Origin of the sequence: Sphaerothrix gracilis Ecp01 (genome assembly GCF_030405905.1) — a bacterium.
Lineage (GTDB): Bacteria > Cyanobacteriota > Cyanobacteriia > Phormidesmidales > Phormidesmidaceae > Sphaerothrix > Sphaerothrix gracilis.
In genome coordinates this window covers 20,687-37,224 of record NZ_JASATW010000003.1, presented here as the reverse complement: position 1 = coordinate 37,224, position 16,538 = coordinate 20,687, and the positions used below count along the sequence as shown (strand labels likewise).

The following is a 16,538-nucleotide window of genomic DNA, read 5'->3' as shown; positions in this document are numbered from 1 at the left end:
TTGTACGCAATCAAACAGTATTTACCCAAAGGAGTTAGCTATGCGTATTCGTGTTTCTGATATTCCTCCCAGCCCCCCTGCCACCGGACTGTATGCCACCCGCAACCATGTTCCTCTCGTCGCTCGCATTTTGCTCTCTGGTTTATTTCTCTGGTCAGGCGTGAGCAAAATTTTCAACTTCGGCGGCACCGAAGGGTATATGCAAGCTTACGGAATGCCATTGACCTCGCTATTTCTGATTGCGGCTATTGCTGTAGAGCTGGGGGGCGGGCTGTCATTGCTGCTGGGCTATAGAGCGCGGCTAGGTGCGATCGCTCTAATTGTATTTACCCTTATTGCCACTCTCATCTTTCACACAGATTTTGCTGACCCAATGCAGCAGATCATGCTGATGAAAAACCTGGCGATCGTGGGGGGGCTACTGATGGTCGTCCAGCATGGCCCCGGCAGTACTGCGGTGCGCTGGTAATAGACCTATGTTTCCTACCCTCTTCCTCTCTCACGGGGCCCCCGATTTGCTATTGCAGGCCAGCCCCTTTCGGCACTTTTTGACTCAGCTCGGCCCGACTCTGGGTAAACCGGCAGGGATTCTGGTTGTCTCTGCTCACTGGCTCACCGCCGCGCCCACCATCAGCACAGTTGAATCTGCCAAAACAATTCATGACTTTTACGGCTTTCCTGACGAACTCTATCAGCTCCACTACCGCGCTCCCGGCGCGCCTGAGCTGGCCCAGCAAACTGTTAAGCGCCTACAGTCAGCCGGTTTTGCCGTTCAGACCCAGGCTGATCGAGGCTTAGATCATGGCGCTTGGGAACCGCTGATGCTGATGTATCCGGAGGCTGATATTCCTGTCACCCAGCTTTCATTGCAGCCACAGCTAGGGCCTGCCTATCATCTGCGGTTAGGGCGGGCCTTGAGGGCACTGCGAGACCACACGCTGATTATTGGCAGCGGCTCGGCCACCCATCACCTAGGTGCTTTTGGCCGATATGAGTTTGACGCCACGCCGCCGGACTGGGTGCAGGCATTTGATACCTGGCTAGCGCAGATCCTCGCTCAAGACCTGTCTCAAAGCCTGACAGCGCTGCTCAACTATCGTCAGCAAGCTCCCTTCGCCATTGAGAACCATCCCAGCGAAGAACACTTGCTGCCCCTATTTGTCGCTTTAGGGGCTGCTGGCGCAACGGCTCAGAGTCAACAAATTCACACCAGCTTTACCCACGGCATTTTAAGTATGGCGTCCTACCGCTTTGACTGATTTGATTGCGCTAGAACGAGCTACGCTATGAGATAGCCCTGCTCGAAACGCCTGAGTTCTTTACGTTCCGTCATAGCCGTCATGGCAGCCTGCGGCTACGCTACGGTTGAGCCGCAGGCCCTGCTACTGTTTCGAGGCAGAGCCTTACCAGTTGGGCGAACTGTGGAGGCACTTATGAATGCAGGCTTTGATGAGAGGCAAATTATTATCAGTCTCAGAGGAAGCGACATCATCTCTATTCAAGTCGATGGCGTTCTCTACGAAAACTTTGAGCAGATTTTAGACCTGGCAGATTATGAAGCCATAGAACGGCTCAGCGATCGCCTGTTAGACACCGAAACCCCGTCGGGAGCTGAAGACTTAGCTGACACAGATCGTCTTTTCAACTCAGAGCCTTTTTCAGAAATGGCGCCCTCTCTAACAGAGCAATTTTTAGCTGAGCGCGCTCCCGAAGTCTGGCCAGTTGACCGAATCATTTTCTGGATATTTCTGCCCGTCTCGCTGCTGTTATTTGCAATTGCAGCCATCACAAGCCTCTACACTCGCCGCCTGATTGCTAGAGAAGTGAGCGCACCGGGTCAGGTCGTTGAGCTGATTGCCCAGGAGCGGATCAACAGCGATCGCCGCCGTCTTACCTACTATTTTCCAGTAGTCGAGTTCTACAGTGCTGATGGGAAACTGCATCAGGTGCAGCTAGCCGAAGGCAGTTCCCCCCCGAACTACGAAGTTGGGGAGCAGGTCACGGTGCTGCACGACCCAGCGAAGCCCGTTCGAGCGCGAATTCAGTCTTTTTCAAGTACCCTGCTGGCCTGGCTGACACCGGCAATCTTGGCGCTGATGGGCACAGTATTTCTGACCCTAGCCCTAGCGATGCGATTAACTTTCAGCCAGCCCCAGCCCATAGAAAAGGCTGCGTCCCAGTCAAGGTTTCAGTGATCCCAGCCAGATCTGCGAGGATCTGCGAAAGATGAGAGAATGAGGGCTTCAGTTTGATTACCCTTTGGAACCCATTGATATGGCTCAAATTCAATTTAAGCAAGGCGTTACAGAAGAAGTTATTCCAGACGTGCGTCTGACCCGCGCCCCCGATGGCTCAGATGGCACAGCAACCTTTTATTTTGACAACCCCAAGGCCCTAACAACGGATGAAGGGGGCGAGATTACAGGCATGTACCTGATTGATGAAGAAGGAGAACTCAGCAGCCGTGAGGTCAAAGCGCGATTCGTCAATGGTGAGCCTGTAGGGATTGAGGCGGTTTACGTGATGAAAAGCGTGGAGGCATGGGAGCGTTTCATGCGGTTTATGAATCGCTATGCCGAGCAGAACGGGCTGGGATTCACCAAAAGCTGATGGCCGTTCCCCATCCTGATGCCCCTGAGGGCGCTAGCGTTTGCTGCGCTGTTCTCACCGTCAGCGATACCCGGACACCAGAAACCGATCGCAGCGGCCAGCTCATCCAAACCAGCCTAACCGCAGCGGGGCATCGGGTGGGGGCCTACACCATTTTGCCGGATGAGCCAGCGCTGATTCAGCGGCAGCTAGCGCAGTGGGCCGACCAAGCTGAGCTAAAGGCGATGATCTTGAGCGGCGGTACCGGCATTGCCCCCCGCGATACCACCTATGACGCGATCGCGGCTCTGCTAGAAAAGACGCTGCCGGGATTTGGAGAAATATTTCGCTCCCTGAGCTACGCAGAAATTGGCTCGCGGGCCATTGGCTCACGGGCGATCGCCGGGGTTTATCAGGCTAAACTGGTTTTTTCGCTACCGGGGTCAAGCAGTGCTGTGCGGCTAGCGATGCAGTCCCTCATTTTGCCAGAGCTGACTCATCTGGTGGGATTGCTGCAGTAATCTACCTCTCCAATACAATGGCGCAGTATTTTGCCACCGTAGCTCGCGGCTTAGAATCACTAGCCGCTACTGAGCTAGAAAAATTAGGGGCTAAACAGGCGACGCCCGGCTTTTGCGGCGTTGAATTTAGCGGCGATCGCCCCCTGCTCTACCGCCTCAACCTCTGGGCGCGGCTGCCCTTCCGCATCCTGTTGCAGCTTGGCGAGTTTGCCTGTCAAGATGCCGACGATCTCTACCGGGGCATTCAAAAAATTGACTGGTCCCCCTACCTGACGCCGGATCATACCCTGGCCGTTGCCGCTACGGGCAAAACCCAGCAGCTCAACCACAGCCACTTCACGGCGCTGCGGGTGAAAGATGCCATCGTCGATCAGCAGCAGATGACTGTAGGCAGCCGCTCCAGCGTCGATACTGAAGCGCCCGACGTGCGGGTCAACGTGCATCTCTACCGCAATCGCTGCACCGTCAGTCTTGATAGCTCCGGCGACAGCCTGCACCGGCGGGGCTACCGTCCGGCCATGGGAGAGGCACCGCTGAAAGAGACTTTGGCGGCAGCGCTGATTCAGCTTTCCGACTGGCAGCCAGATATTCCCCTTTTAGATCCCCTCTGCGGCTCTGGCACTCTGCCGATTGAAGCTAGCCTGATGGCGCTCAAGATTGCGCCGGGACTCTACCGCGATCGCTTCGGCTTTGAAACCTGGCCCGATTTTGACGTGGAGCTGCTGGATCGGTTGCTTAAGGAAGCGGACGCCTGCCAGCTAGCCGACCTGCCCGCGCCCATTTGGGGCAGCGACCGCGATCCTGAGGTCATCCGGCAGGCCCGCACTAACGCCACCAACTGTGGCGTCGGGGATCAGGTGCAGTTTGCGATCAAAGATTTAGCGGATGTGGACGCTCCCAGCGATCGCGGCATACTGCTGTGCAATCCGCCCTACGGTGAAAGGCTGGGACGCGACGAGGATTTAGGGGCGTTTTACAAGCTGTTGGGAGATGTGCTGAAGCAGCGGTTTAAGGGCTGGACGGCCTATGTGCTCAGCGGCAATAAAGCGCTGGCTAGCTACATTGGATTGAAATCCTCTGAGCGGATTCCGGTGTTTAACGGTTCGCTGCCCTGCCAGTGGATGAAGTATGAGCTGTATTAGGGATCTGTATTAGGTTAGGGCGATCGCGGCCTGCATCATGCCGGTAGGGACAGCCAGCCAAAGATTCTTTCAGCAGACAGCGTTAATTCGATGCCGGACAAAACAGGTAAAGGGGCTGCACCCTGATATAGCTGCAGGCGGGAATCGGCAGAGATAGTCAAGATGCTGTCGGTTCCGGGGTCAAGCAGCCAGCCAAGTTCCGTCCCCTGCTCAATGCAGTGCAAAAGTTTCGCCAACAGCTTGGTCTGGGATTGATCGGGAGATAGGATCTCAATTGCCCAGTCGGGATAGGTTTCAAACCGATTAGCAATGCGGCCTGAAGCTGCTCGCGGAATTCGCTGCCAGCGAAACACAGACACATCTGGCACAATGGCGGCCCCGCCAAACACGCAGCGTAGTTCAGGAAAAGCATAAGCCGTTTGATTAGGCTGAGCCGCCGCGTTAATAACCTTGATTAGCTCACTCTGCAGCAGGCTGTGCTCTCCCTGAGGCATAGATTTTTGGAGAATCTGATTGCTGATAAATTCGCTGGCAGGTTCAGTTTCTGGTAGTTCCAGAAAGGTATCTAGCGTTAGAGAGGCAATGGAAACGGGTGTCATCGTGCATTGACCGTGGCTGCCTTTATCCTACCGCTATCGCCTCTGTCTTCCGGCTTGATCGCTCTGTCTCTACGGTCAGCAATTGGCAATAGATCGCTAAGCTAAAGGGGAAACTGCCCCACAGCCTTGCCCAGTACAAGCTTTAATCATGCAGCTATTTTCTAACCGCCCTGCTAAGCCCCCTGAAACAGTTCCCTCTAGCAGCGGTGGTTTAGGCACGTTTGGCGGCGTCTATACGCCCTCCATTTTGACTATCTTGGGCGTGATCATGTATCTGCGCTTTGGCTGGGTCGTGGGCAATGTAGGGCTGTTGGGGACGCTGCTGATTGTGACCCTGTCTACGGCGATTACCCTGCTGACGGCGCTTTCAATCTCGGCGATCGCTACAGACCGAGTGGTACGAGTTGGCGGGGCTTACTACATGATTAGCCGCTCTTTAGGGGTTGAAACCGGGGGCGCAGTAGGCATTCCCCTCTACTTTGCTCAAGCCCTCTCCGTAGCGCTCTACACCATTGGCTTTGCTGAGAGCGTCGTCGGCGCGTTTAGTCAGCTCAATCAGACCTATGTGGCGCTGATTACCACGATTGGCGTGGCGGCCCTAGCGCTGATATCGGCTAAGTTTGCCATCCGGGCCCAGTATTTTATTATGGCGGCGATCGTCCTGTCGCTGATTTCACTCATCTTTGGCGATTCGTTAGAGCCAACTCGAATTGAGATGTGGGGTACACCAGGGGGAGAATCCTTCTGGCAGGTTTTTGCCGTCTTTTTCCCAGCGGTGACAGGCATCATGGCGGGCGTCAACATGTCGGGCGATCTGCGCAATCCCATCCGCTCTATTCCCATCGGCACCCTGGCGGCAGTCGGGACAGGTTATTTGGTTTACATGGGATTGCCGATCCTCCTGGCGACCCGGGCTGATGCCGCCACCTTGGTCGCCAATCCGCTGATCATGCAGCAGATCGCGTTTTGGGGGCCAGCTATTTTTCTGGGGGTTTGGGGTTCAACCCTTTCAAGCGCCCTCGGCAGCATCATGGGAGCGCCTCGCATTTTGCAGGCGCTGGCGCGAGACGGGGTATTACCCCGGTGGATGTCATTCTTGGGCAAAGGCAGCGGCGCGGATGATGAGCCGCGAATTGGCACTGCCGTCACGCTGGTAGTGGTGATTGCCGCCGTCTATATCGGCGATCTCAACCTGATTGCCCCCGTATTGACCATGTTTTTCCTCACGACCTATCTGGTCTTGAACGTTTCTGCCGGTGTGGAGGGCTTTCTTAAAAGTCCCTCCTTTAGGCCCCTGTTTCGGGTGCACTGGTCGCTATCGCTGCTGGGGGCTATTGGCTGTCTAGCGGCCATGCTGCTAATTAATCCGGTGGCTACTGCCGTAGCCGGACTGATTGTTTTGGGCTTTTATTTTTGGCTACAGCGGCGAGAGCTGAGTGTTACCTGGGGCGATGTGCGCCAGGGACTGTGGATGATGATGTTGCGCACCAGCCTGTTTCAACTGGGTCAGCGCAGCGAAGCCGATGCCAAAAACTGGCGACCTCACTTTTTGGTACTGTCAGGAGCGCTGCCCCGGCGCTGGGGGCTGGTAGAGCTAGCCAATACCCTCAACCACAATCGCGGCTTGTTTACGGTGGCGAGCATCCTGCCGCCGGGTTCCCGCGATGTGCCCCGTCAGGAAAAGCTGGAAGAAACCATTCGCAACAACCTGCAAGAGCGAGGCATTCAGGCTTTGGTGCGGCTCTCTACGGCCCCTGATCCCTTTGAAGGGGCACGGCGGCTGGTGGAAATTTATGGGCTAGGGCCAATGGTGCCCGACACGGTGATTCTGGGGAATAACGAGGAGCTGAGCACCCGCGATCGCTACTGCTGGCTGATTGATCAGCTGCATCAGTCGGAGCGCAACGTGATTATTTTCCGCGATGCGCCGGAAATTCGCCCCAACCGCCACCGCCAGATTGACGTTTGGTGGGGCGGCCTGTACGCCAATGGCGGCCTGATGCTGGTACTGGCGGATTTGCTGCGCACCAGCATTGAGTGGCGAGGGGCGACCCTTTACCTGAAGCTGATTGTGGCTGACAAAGCTGCCGCAGAAACCGCTAAGACCAATTTGACAAACCTGGCCCAAACCCTGCGGATCGGGGCCGTACCGGAAGTCCTCATCAGCGAAGATCGCCCGTTTGAGGAAGTCCTCCAGTCCTCCTCTAGCAATGCGGACATGGTTTTTCTCGGCATGGCCAGTCCGGGCAACGACTTTGGCAACTACTATGCCAAGCTGCAGCTCCGCACCCAACATCTCCCCCCTACCGTTTTTGTCTTGGCCGCGCCTAATTTCTCCTTTGCAGACGTGCTGATGGAATAAACGATGGCATAATAGTGCGTCTGTCGGTTACTAAGCGCCCTATGTCTTCTCCCCGTTCATTCACCTCAGACCTCACGGCCAATGGTCAGGCTCAGCCAGCCGATTTGAGCTTTCAGCTCCCAGATCCAGAAGACGAGCAAATTTCTGAGCCGGAGTTTTTGCAGCAGGTGGAGATGGCCTGGCAGGTTTGCGATCGCTTTGATTTGCAAACCGATATCTGGCGGGGGCGGATCTTGCGCACCGTGCGCGATCGCGAAAAGCAGAGCGGCGGGCGCGGCAGTGGCTTTCTCAACTGGCTGAAAGACCGAGAAATTAGCAAAACTCAGGCTTACAGCCTGATTGAGCTGGCCGACAGCGCCGACACCCTGTTTGCCGAGGGGATGCTGGCGCCTGAAAACGTCAACCAGTTCAGCAAGCGGGCCTTTGTAGAAACGGCTCAGTCAGCTCCAGAAGTGCAGCAGCTCGTCAGCGAGGCGGCCCAGCGGGGGGATGCCATCACCCGGCGGGAAGTGCGGCAGCTCTCGGACGAGTGGACAGCCATGACCTCTGACCTGCTGCCTGCCGAAATTAAGGAAAAAGCCGCTAGCGACACGATTCCGACCCGCTACCTAGCGCCCCTCGTGCGAGAGATGGAAAAGCTGCCGACCTCTCACCAGGACACGCTGCGGACAGAAGTGGCTCTCAACCCAGATGTGGACACGCTAAAACAGGTCACGGCTGAAGCCCGCTATCTGTCGAAATACTTGGCGGCGGCGGTGCAGGTGCAGGCCCTTAACCGGGACGACCTTAATCTAGAGCAAGCCTTAGAGGAAGCCCTGCGGGTTGGCTGTCTCAACGCCACCGCCGATCTAGTCAACCAGGCGGCTCAGCTAGAGCAGGCCGTCGCTAAGCTCTACACGTCTTGGCAGCGGGTGAAGAAGCTGGCCGACCGGGTCTATGTAGACAGCGGCGCCAGCACCCCTCATCTGCGATCGCTGCTAGACTGCCTGGGTCCCCTGACGAGCGAAATTATTGAAATTCAGCTTGGCGAGGCCGACAGTTCCCTGGCCCGCACCATTCGGCTGCGCGTGCTATCGACTGATGACGAGGCGGCATCAGACTGATTCAGCTAGGCAAACCCATAATGTTGATCGCCGCCTGGGGCTGCAGAAAATGCTGGGTCAGCAAAAAGCCCACAAACGTCCAGGTCTGATAGTCGCGGGACTGCTGCCCTATCCAGCCGCCACTGGGGCCATCAAAATATTCTGACCAGCGCCGTTGGGGGAGCTGCTGCATATAGCTGAAGCCGTTTTGCAGCGCCTGCTGACAGCTTTTTTCTAAATCAGCATCTTCAGCATCGGTGGACTTGGCTTCAGCCTGGTAGCGGCGAAAAGCGATCGCCCAAAACCAGGTCAGACAGGGCCAGTAACCGCCATTGTGGTAGCAGCCGGGCCGATTTTTGGGGTCAAACCCGGTGAGAATTTGCCATTGCGTTTCGCTTAAGGGGGGATGGCAGATCCGCAGCGGCATCTGGCCGATCAGGGCGTCCTGATGGTGCACCATCAGCCGAAATAGGCTGGCCTGCTGAGGCAGCGGCAAAATGCCAAACAGGGCGGCCAAGCAGTTGCCCAAGGTGAAAAAGCGGAAGTCAGGCCGTCCGGTGCGGACATTGCCCATCAGATAGCCACCGTCAGGGGCTAGCCAGGGCTGTAGCCAGTCGGGAATGGCAGCAGGGTAGACATTGTATTCGTTATCAATGGCGTCGCCGTACTGCTCTGTCGGCTGCCGCCGAGTTTGCTCTAGGGTAGACGCCGTTATCCAGTAGTGCTTCAGCAAAAACTGCCGCAGCTGGCTGGCGCGGCTAATGGCGGCGGTGATGAGGCGATCGGATTCAGCCTGCTGTGGGGTCTTCCCTAAGCGCAAAAGCGCCGCCGCGCTCTGCAACGCCCCGTAGAGCAATGCCTGAACTTCTAGCGGGCTGCCCCAGACATCTAGCGGCCGATCGATCATAAAAGCGCCGTCAGCCACTTCTAGCAGGGGCGTGTCTCGAAAGCCGGGCTGCAAAATCAGCGTCAAAAACCGCTGCAGGGCCGCCTGCAGGGCAGGCTGGCTAGCCCAGGCGCGATCGCCCGTATGCTGCACGTAAATCCAGCTCAAAATCGGCACCCACAGGCTAGCGTCATAGGCGCAGACCCGGCCAATGGCCCGCTGGCCGTAGTCCGCCACCAGTTGTCCCTGATGCTCACAGAAGCTGTTGGGGAAAACGCCGCGCGATCGCCCTTCTGTTTGCTGCAATTGCAGGCAGCAGTCTAGAAATCGCCGCACAATCCCAGGCCGATTGTCCAGCAGCAGGTAGATCATCACAGGCACGTTGTCCCGTACAAAAACTTCGCCGTAGTTGAGGTCGGCATGAAACTGCCCTGCCTCAGTTGGACTGACAGCGGCCACTGCGCCAATGTAGTCACCCTGGTAGCTCACCAGTGCCTGGTCATAGAGCAGCGATCGCGCTGTTTGGATCAGGGTTTCGAGCGTTGACATAGGACAGTTCAGCCTAGAAATCACATCCCTATGTTAAGTTGCGGGGCTAAAGTCATCCGCATTGCGGCTGAGCGCGTACTGCTTAATAGTGTTGCTTCGACCATTCGCAGAGGAATAAAGTCATGATTTTGAGAGGTTTTGGCGCGATCGCAGTGGTTGCGGCCATTGGCGCTGTCAGCATTCCCTTAAACGCTCAGGGTCAGATGGTCAGTCCCGCTTCCTTGAGCGAGCTAGATGCGCCGCTGTGCTATTTGGAAACTAACGAAGGTGGCCTCGTAGATCTATCCGAGTTTTGTGGCTCAGAGACAGACAGCAGCGCCGACACGGTGATCAATGCCGCCCCCACTCCGGTCCGGGCCGTCTCCAATAGCGCCCAGCCCGGCAGTCAGTCAGGCCGGGCCGCCCTCTCTCCCAGCAGCCGCAGTAATGATGATTCGCCCTGCTTTATCTTTGACGCTCAGGGCCGTCGCTGCGGTTAGAAAAGATAGGCTAGAGGTAGGCCAATCTGCACTGACCGCTAGCCCACTATGCCCTCTGAGATTACCCGCGCCGCGATCGAGCAAAAGGCGCTTGAACTTGGCTTTCACAAAATGGGCATTGCTGCTGTCCCCCCCCTGACGGAGGAACAGACCTTGCCGCCCGCCGAAACCGCAACCCAGGAGGCCCTCCAGCGCTGGCTGGCTCAGGGCTATCAGGCGGACATGGCCTGGATGGAAAATCCTAAGCGGCAGAATATTCGCCAGGTGATGCCGGCAGCGCGATCGCTGATTTGCCTAGCGCTCAACTACTACACCCCCCAGCAGCGGCCCGCTGGCCCCCAGTATGCCAAGATCTCGCGCTATGGCTGGGGCCGAGACTATCACCGCATTTTGCATAAAAAGCTGAAGGCGCTGGCCCAGTGGCTGCAGGCCGAAACTGACACCGAGACTCGCTACTACGCCGACACTGGCCCCGTTCAGGATAAATTTTGGGCGCAGCAAGCGGGGATTGGCTGGATTGCTAAAAACGGCAACGTCATCACCCGCGACTATGGTTCCTGGGTGTTTTTGGGAGAGATTTTGACGGCGTTGGAACTGCCCAGCGATCGCCCCCATACGGCTCACTGCGGCACCTGCCGCCGCTGCCTAGATGCCTGCCCCACCCAGGCTATTCGCTCAGCGGGCATCGTTGATGCTAACCGCTGTCTGGCCTACCACACAATTGAAAATCGCGCCGAAACCTTGCCTGAGGCGATCGCCCAGAATCTCAGCGGCTGGGTGGCAGGCTGCGATATTTGCCAAGATGTTTGCCCCTGGAACCAGCGCTTTGCTCAGCCAACCGATATCGAGGACTTTCAGCCCTACCCCTGGAATGTGGCTCCCCCTCTCAGCGAGCTAGCCACTCTCAGCGAGGCTGACTGGAACCAGCGCTTTCCGGCGTCTGCCCTGCGCCGCATCAAGCCCGCCATGCTGCGCCGTAATGCCCGCGCTAATCTCAGCCATCAGCCTGCCACAGAGACGTAGCCGCCGCTAAAGCGGCCAGGCTCCGCTGTTCTGATTCAGGCTAGTCAAAGGCCATTGCCAATCAGAATAAAAGGAGCCCAGTAGTAGGGATGGCTGAGGCGGCGAGAAACTGCTGGCGGCAGAGTACTGCGGCTGGTAAGAATCACTTCGGCGCGATCGCCGCTGAAGGTGGAAAAATTGCCGCTGATTAGAGCTTGCTGGGCGGTTTGCAGGGCCTCGGCCTTGGTCTGCCCAGCCGCTAGCGCCGCATAAAAGGCATTCATGAGGACCTGGGTGCCGCCATCGCTGACTTTCCAGAGAGAGGCGATCGCCGCCTTGGCCCCGGCATTTTGCATCTGGTAGCCCAGGCCCAAGATCTCCACGCCGCTGCCCAGTTCAGTGCTGCCTAGGGCCGTCTCGCAGGCGCTCAAAACCACTAATTCAATATTGCCAAACTGCCACTCGTAGCGAATATCCTGCAGGCTCACCGTTTCGCCGCTGCCAAACACAATAAACGACTCTCTAGGTTCTCCCTGGACAAAAGCGGCATGGGTAGCCAAATGCAAAACGTTGTATCCCCCCAGTCGCTGTTTCAAGTCCGCCGGATTAAACGACTGGTTCAGCAGCACATCCACGTTCCCTAGCTGAGCTGCTAGCGCCGCCACTTCAGCCGCCGTGTGGGGCAAATGATCAAACTGAAACTCCCGCCCCCCCACCTCTGGCACCGTGAAATTGAAGCGACATTCAGCGCAGGCCGCTGCCAACACCTGCAAGTCGGCAAGGGGCGCGGCATCAAAATTGGTGAGGGAAGCAGCGGTGATGTGGGTGAAGCGGAAGCGCTCGGCCAGCCAGCGATCGCCGTCGTGCAGGGCCGCTAGAGGCACGTAGCGCAGCGCTCCATCGGGGGCAAAGATGATCATTTCGGCTGCCGCCGCCGTCAGCTCAGCTTCTAGCGGCTCAATCAGCCACTGATAAAGCCGGTGAGCCGATGGCTGCACATCGCTGTTTTTATCAGCCAGGGCCTGACCCAATTCCACAATTGCCCGGTTCAGCTCAGCAGCCGCAATTTTCACCGGATAGCGAATGGGCGGCGTATTGGCCGTCACCAGGACTAGCTCTAGGCGATTTTCTAAAATTAGCGGGTACAGCAGCACCGTAGACTGCGGGAGCTGCTGCAGGTTGCGCTGCAGGGTTTGATAGTTTTCTAACTCCAGGTTGTGCCCAGCGGTGCTGACCCGTAGCTGATTCAGCGCGGCTACAACTTCAGCAGAGTCGAGAAACTTAAAGAAGCTGCTTTGTAATTGAGCTTGGCGGCTCTGAAGTGTGCTGAGTCGCTCCCTTTCCGCCACTGTCAGGCCGCCGTCATGTAGCCTCGCAGCTAGCCAGGCCAGCTCCTCAGCTTCGACGATGACCTGCTGATACAGATCTAAAATTTGCTGTTCCGGCTGCCAGTAATCAATGCCGCTAGCGGTTGCGGCGCTGCGCTGCACGTCCTGCAGGTAGTCGTCTAGCTCCTGCACCTTGAGCAAATCGAGGATACGCCGAGCTTCCAATATGCGATTTTGCTGCAGTAGCAGATCGGCCAGGGTGCGGTAGTCGCTGGCGATCGCGTTGGTGAAAGACTGCTGCAGGTGAACCGGCAGTTCTCGTAGCTCGCCACGAATCTGTTCGCGGATATTGATAGAGGCTTTGTAGAAGACAATAGCCAGGGCTGGCTGATTTTGCAGCGCAAACCAGTTACCCAATCGGCTCCGCACTAAAGCTTCCCCGGCGCGATCGCCAGTGGCCTGAAAGATAGGGAGCGCTTGCTGGTAGTGGGCGATCGCCTGGGGGTAATCCGCCAGTGATAAGTAAGTGTTGCCTAGCCGGGTGAGGGCAACGGCTTCGCCTTCGCGGTTGCGGATAACCTGAAACAGGAGCAGCGCTAGCTGGTGGTAGCGAATGGCCTGGGATTGATTACTGAGCCCCTGATAGGCACTGCCTAAGTTATTGAAAACACGAGCTAGGCCGTTAAAATCTTGAGTTGCCCGCAGCGGTGAGAGAGCTTGCTCGTAGTAGACAATTGCTTGCTGATAATTTTGGCGTGACCAATAGACATTGCCTAAGTTGTTGAGGGCATAAGCTTCCCTGTGGGGATTGGCCGCCGCCCGAAAAATAAATAAAGCCCGGCGATGATGGCGAAAAGCCTCAGGATAGTCACCCAGCGACCAATAAGTATTGCCTAAGTTAGTTAAAACGGTGGCAACCTGATCTGAGTTCTCAGCCAGCGTGTATAGCGTCAGGGCTTTTTCAAAAGTGGCGATCGCCTGCCGATAGTTGCTGAGATGCCTGTAAGCAGTGCCTAAATTGTTCAACACACCGGCTTCATCACTGCGATCTCTCGGCGCTTGCGTAATAGTCAGCGCTTGCTCATAGTAGTCCACGGCCTGCTCGTAACGGCTCAGTTGACTAGAGACATCGCCTAGGCTAACCAGCGCCGCCCTCATGCCACTGCCATCTTTAATAGCGCTAAAGAGGGCCAGCGATCGCTGCCAGGACTGCAAAGCTGCTGAGAACTGTCTAGCCCGGTACTGGTAGTTGCCCTGCTGCAGTAGATCAGTAGCGAGTGTCCGCTGTGCGGTAGCGCTGGCGGGCTGAGCTGTAGCTGGAAGCAGACCAAAAGGCTGAACTAGGGGCAGGGGACCCATCCAGAACAAAAATCCGAACACCAGTCCCGCCGCCGCCATCAGTCGCATTGCTTTCTCCTTTGAAGTCTCAACCCTGAGCAGGGCCAGAAAAGCTACAAACCCGGTGCGAAGATGAGAACGCCCAGCCTATGCCAAGAGTTCAGTTCCGATGAGCTGTCTGAGAATTTGCCCAATAGCAGTATTAGGCCACGACCTCCAAAATGACCGATAGGGCCGCCAGCTTCTCCGTATCGATGCCGCTGACGCCGCCGCGTAGCTCAACATCAGCCCGCGTAGACTGATCCAAATTGCTGAGCAGCGCATTGACCACCATCAGCGGCTCATCTTCTTCAGTTTCAGTTCCCAAACCCAGGGGACTGCCTGATCGCGTACCTCTGGCGCCGGCAATTTGTTGTATACCCTTAAGCGCATCCCGCAAAGGCTGAGTGCTAGCCAGCACCAGCACTTCAAAAAATCCGGCTGTCCCCGAGACGCAGAAGTGAAAATTTTCGTCGGTGTCGTTGGGATCGCAGTAGTTGCGGCCTGCCTGAGGCGGTGGATTTTGGGGGACGACTACGGTTTGCCCGGAGTCTACCAGGGCGGCGCCTTCAGGATCTTCCCAGTTGACCGGGTGCAGTATCGTAATTCGCCCGGAGCTGCCAATCACCAGGATGCCTAGGTAGAGACTGCGCGGCTCGTTATTCACCACCTCAATCTGGATTTCCGTGCCCGGTCGCAACTGCTGAATTTCAGCGTTGACTCGCTGCGCCACAATTCCATCGCCCCGGCTGCTAGAGCGAGCAAAGGTGCCCCCACCCTGCACCGGCTTGACCTCAACATTCACCGCCAAATTTGACGTATCGCTATTTAGAACCGAGCGTAAGACCAGCCCGGCCAGCAGCATCTTCAGCCGGGGGCGCAGGCGGGCGATCGCCTGCTCGGCTGTTTCTGCCGCCCGCCCAAATGACGCTTCAATCGGAATCAGGTCGGCTGTCGTCAGGCCAATTCCGCCAGGTTCACCCTCAGTCACAACGCCGCGCGATCGCCCCTGCGCGATCACTTCTGGCGTGAGGCGGCTGACCAGGTAATCGACGGTTGAAGTCTGGTCAATTGCGATCGCGGCCATACGGTTAAGGTTGTTAATCTCAGACTGTACACCCGGCAGCACCGCCGCCAAGGACGGATGCAGGCCCAGCTTCATGGTTAGATCGTTAGGAACCCCCCGTATGCGCTCTCGCAGCAGCATACCTGAAGCCGATAGCGATCGCGCTGCCTGCAGAGTGCCGTAGCCCACTAGCCCCTCCCGCCGGGTTTGCTCAACCTGTCCCAGCGCGTTACCCTGCCCGTCAATCAGGTTGAAAATAGCTCCCTGCTCAAAAGAGCGTAGGCTTTGGGAAGACACGCCCCCTAGCCAAAATTGCATTTCACCTGAGCTAGCCTCCGCCAGCACCACCGCTTCGGCTGAGGGCGCTATGGCCTCAACCAGATAGACTGGCCTGTTTTCGTAGTTCTGGTCGGGAGCGGTCTGATAAACCGGCGTTTGGGCTAGCTGCGAATTGTTGGCAACATCGCGTGTCTGCCGGGCCAGGCTAGTGAAAACCGTATCTAGCATCTGGCTATTAGGCTGCTGCCAGAGGTAGTGAGTCAGCGTGTAGGTAAACGCCCCGGCGAAGAACTGACCTTCTCCAGTGCCAAACGTGGCGTCTGCGGCTAGCTGATTGGCTCCGGCAGATCCCATCGCCACCCCTTTGGCAATGCCCGCCGCCCGCCGCGCCTTCAGGTCTTCGGGGGTTAGTCCTAACTGCTTCATCCATTCGGCCTGGTAATCCAGTTCAGCGGTGCTGGGCTGGGCGCTGACGCCGGCGATGCGGGCATCTTCAGAGCGAATTAGAACGTTACCGCGAGTCCCCCCCCCGGAATGACAGCTGTCTAAAACCATAGTCACCTGATCGGTTTTCAAGGCCGACATCAGTAAAAACAAGGTTTTGCCCATAATGTCATTGACCTGACCGTCCTGAACCTCCACGCGGGCATCGCTAGGTAAGATGGTGCCGTTAAAACCTTGAAAATTCTCATTCCCTGGCGCGCTTGACAGCGCAATCGGATCGGGATCGCGCACGTAGGAACCATGACCGGAGTAGTGAAAGACCACTACATCTCCCGGTTCAGCCTGATTGATCAAGTGACTTTCAAAAACCGACAGAATATTGGCCCGAGTGGGCTTCATCTCGGTCTCATCCGTCAGCATTAAAATATCGCTGGGACTAAAACCAAAACGATGAATCAGCAACTGCCGCTGCATCTGCACGTCAGTCAGACAGCCCCGCAGATTTTTGACTCCACCCTGATACTGATTAATGCCGATGAGCAAAGCCAGCTTGCGCGGAGCCGGCTGAGCTAGAACACGAGCCGCGCGATCGCCCTGGTAAAAAACGTCAAGCTGATTCAGACCAATCGCAGCAAGGGCAGAACCCGTAAACTGTAAAAACTGACGGCGTTTGATAGCAGGCATGGGAAGTCTCCATCGGGGGCGGGCTTACAGAAGTAATGTCTACTTTTACCTGGATTTGCGGATTAAGTAGTGGATTCGCAAAATATTGTTTAAGTTAGCCCTGAGGCCAAACAACATTCACTCAGCCTGGATTCTGCCGGAGTATATTT

14 protein-coding genes are annotated in these 16,538 nt (G+C 56.8%); 10 read left to right on the top strand and 4 right to left on the bottom strand.

Annotation, left to right across the window (positions count from 1 at the left end; translation table 11 throughout):
• The first annotated feature begins 40 nt into the window (after window positions 1–40).
• From QJQ48_RS03690 to QJQ48_RS03665, 6 genes are all read left to right on the top strand, one after another.
• Window positions 41–469: a DoxX family protein gene (locus tag QJQ48_RS03690; protein WP_346289846.1), complete on the top strand. Its 429-nt coding sequence runs from the start codon at window positions 41–43 to the stop codon at window positions 467–469.
• Between the two features lie 7 nt (window positions 470–476).
• Entirely contained in the window at window positions 477–1,259 is a 783-nt protein-coding gene (locus QJQ48_RS03685) for a DODA-type extradiol aromatic ring-opening family dioxygenase (RefSeq protein ID WP_346289845.1), read from the top strand.
• An 81-nt stretch (window positions 1,260–1,340) separates the two neighbouring features.
• Window positions 1,341–2,195 carry a DUF3592 domain-containing protein gene (locus QJQ48_RS03680; protein ID WP_346289844.1) on the top strand — a complete coding sequence of 285 codons (855 nt, stop codon included), beginning with the start codon at window positions 1,341–1,343 and terminating at the stop codon, window positions 2,193–2,195.
• A gap of 79 nt (window positions 2,196–2,274) precedes the next feature.
• Entirely contained in the window at window positions 2,275–2,610 is a 336-nt protein-coding gene (gene psb28 / locus QJQ48_RS03675; RefSeq protein WP_346289843.1) for a photosystem II reaction center protein Psb28, read from the top strand.
• Window positions 2,607–3,110, top strand: a complete 504-nt coding sequence (locus QJQ48_RS03670) for a MogA/MoaB family molybdenum cofactor biosynthesis protein (RefSeq protein ID WP_346290110.1) — start codon at window positions 2,607–2,609, stop codon at window positions 3,108–3,110. Before psb28 ends, QJQ48_RS03670 begins: the two co-directional genes overlap by 4 nt.
• A gap of 17 nt (window positions 3,111–3,127) precedes the next feature.
• Window positions 3,128–4,252: a THUMP domain-containing class I SAM-dependent RNA methyltransferase gene (locus QJQ48_RS03665; RefSeq protein WP_346289842.1), complete on the top strand. Its 1,125-nt coding sequence runs from the start codon at window positions 3,128–3,130 to the stop codon at window positions 4,250–4,252.
• 35 nt (window positions 4,253–4,287) lie between these two features.
• Here QJQ48_RS03665 and QJQ48_RS03660 read toward each other — a convergent pair whose 3' ends face one another.
• Entirely contained in the window at window positions 4,288–4,851 is a 564-nt protein-coding gene (locus tag QJQ48_RS03660) for a Uma2 family endonuclease (RefSeq protein WP_346289841.1), read from the bottom strand.
• Window positions 4,852–4,999: 148 nt separating this feature from the next.
• Here QJQ48_RS03660 and QJQ48_RS03655 point away from each other — a divergent pair, with 148 nt between their 5' ends.
• Both QJQ48_RS03655 and QJQ48_RS03650 read left to right on the top strand, forming a co-directional pair.
• Window positions 5,000–7,213 (top strand): amino acid permease, encoded by a 2,214-nt coding sequence (locus QJQ48_RS03655; RefSeq protein ID WP_346289840.1) that lies wholly within the window; start codon window positions 5,000–5,002, stop codon window positions 7,211–7,213.
• 41 nt (window positions 7,214–7,254) lie between these two features.
• Window positions 7,255–8,316 (top strand): hypothetical protein, encoded by a 1,062-nt coding sequence (locus QJQ48_RS03650; RefSeq protein ID WP_346289839.1) that lies wholly within the window; start codon window positions 7,255–7,257, stop codon window positions 8,314–8,316.
• Between the two features lies 1 nt (window position 8,317).
• Here the strand turns inward: QJQ48_RS03650 and QJQ48_RS03645 are convergent, their stop codons facing one another.
• The gene (locus QJQ48_RS03645; protein ID WP_346289838.1) at window positions 8,318–9,730 is read right to left on the bottom strand and encodes a glycoside hydrolase 100 family protein; all 1,413 of its coding nucleotides are present in this window, start codon (window positions 9,728–9,730) and stop codon (window positions 8,318–8,320) included.
• A gap of 122 nt (window positions 9,731–9,852) precedes the next feature.
• Here QJQ48_RS03645 and QJQ48_RS03640 point away from each other — a divergent pair, with 122 nt between their 5' ends.
• Window positions 9,853–10,209: a hypothetical protein gene (locus QJQ48_RS03640; protein ID WP_346289837.1), complete on the top strand. Its 357-nt coding sequence runs from the start codon at window positions 9,853–9,855 to the stop codon at window positions 10,207–10,209.
• A 48-nt stretch (window positions 10,210–10,257) separates the two neighbouring features.
• Entirely contained in the window at window positions 10,258–11,232 is a 975-nt protein-coding gene (gene queG, locus QJQ48_RS03635) for a tRNA epoxyqueuosine(34) reductase QueG (RefSeq protein ID WP_346289836.1), read from the top strand.
• 44 nt (window positions 11,233–11,276) lie between these two features.
• Here the strand turns inward: queG and QJQ48_RS03630 are convergent, their stop codons facing one another.
• Together QJQ48_RS03630 and QJQ48_RS03625 are read right to left on the bottom strand one after the other, a co-directional pair.
• Complete coding sequence (locus QJQ48_RS03630; protein WP_346289835.1) at window positions 11,277–13,946, bottom strand: CHAT domain-containing protein; 2,670 nt, start codon at window positions 13,944–13,946, stop codon at window positions 11,277–11,279.
• Between the two features lie 133 nt (window positions 13,947–14,079).
• Window positions 14,080–16,389, bottom strand: coding sequence for a caspase family protein (locus tag QJQ48_RS03625; RefSeq protein WP_346289834.1), 2,310 nt, complete (start codon window positions 16,387–16,389; stop codon window positions 14,080–14,082).
• Between the last annotated feature and the right edge of the window lie 149 nt (window positions 16,390–16,538).

Excerpts from the sequence above, each read along its gene's own strand:
- QJQ48_RS03630 (WP_346289835.1), bottom strand. The coding sequence starts at position 13,946 with ATGCGACTGATGGCGGCGGCGGGACTGGTGTTCGGATTTTTGTTCTGG.
- QJQ48_RS03640 (WP_346289837.1), top strand. The coding sequence starts at position 9,853 with ATGATTTTGAGAGGTTTTGGCGCGATCGCAGTGGTTGCGGCCATTGGC.
- psb28 (WP_346289843.1), top strand. The coding sequence starts at position 2,275 with ATGGCTCAAATTCAATTTAAGCAAGGCGTTACAGAAGAAGTTATTCCA.
- QJQ48_RS03680 (WP_346289844.1), top strand. The coding sequence starts at position 1,341 with ATGGCAGCCTGCGGCTACGCTACGGTTGAGCCGCAGGCCCTGCTACTG.
- QJQ48_RS03690 (WP_346289846.1), top strand. The coding sequence starts at position 41 with ATGCGTATTCGTGTTTCTGATATTCCTCCCAGCCCCCCTGCCACCGGA.
- queG (WP_346289836.1), top strand. The coding sequence starts at position 10,258 with ATGCCCTCTGAGATTACCCGCGCCGCGATCGAGCAAAAGGCGCTTGAA.
- QJQ48_RS03650 (WP_346289839.1), top strand. The coding sequence starts at position 7,255 with ATGTCTTCTCCCCGTTCATTCACCTCAGACCTCACGGCCAATGGTCAG.
- QJQ48_RS03645 (WP_346289838.1), bottom strand. The coding sequence starts at position 9,730 with ATGTCAACGCTCGAAACCCTGATCCAAACAGCGCGATCGCTGCTCTAT.
- QJQ48_RS03685 (WP_346289845.1), top strand. The coding sequence starts at position 477 with ATGTTTCCTACCCTCTTCCTCTCTCACGGGGCCCCCGATTTGCTATTG.
- QJQ48_RS03660 (WP_346289841.1), bottom strand. The coding sequence starts at position 4,851 with ATGACACCCGTTTCCATTGCCTCTCTAACGCTAGATACCTTTCTGGAA.
- QJQ48_RS03655 (WP_346289840.1), top strand. The coding sequence starts at position 5,000 with ATGCAGCTATTTTCTAACCGCCCTGCTAAGCCCCCTGAAACAGTTCCC.
- QJQ48_RS03665 (WP_346289842.1), top strand. The coding sequence starts at position 3,128 with ATGGCGCAGTATTTTGCCACCGTAGCTCGCGGCTTAGAATCACTAGCC.
- QJQ48_RS03625 (WP_346289834.1), bottom strand. The coding sequence starts at position 16,389 with ATGCCTGCTATCAAACGCCGTCAGTTTTTACAGTTTACGGGTTCTGCC.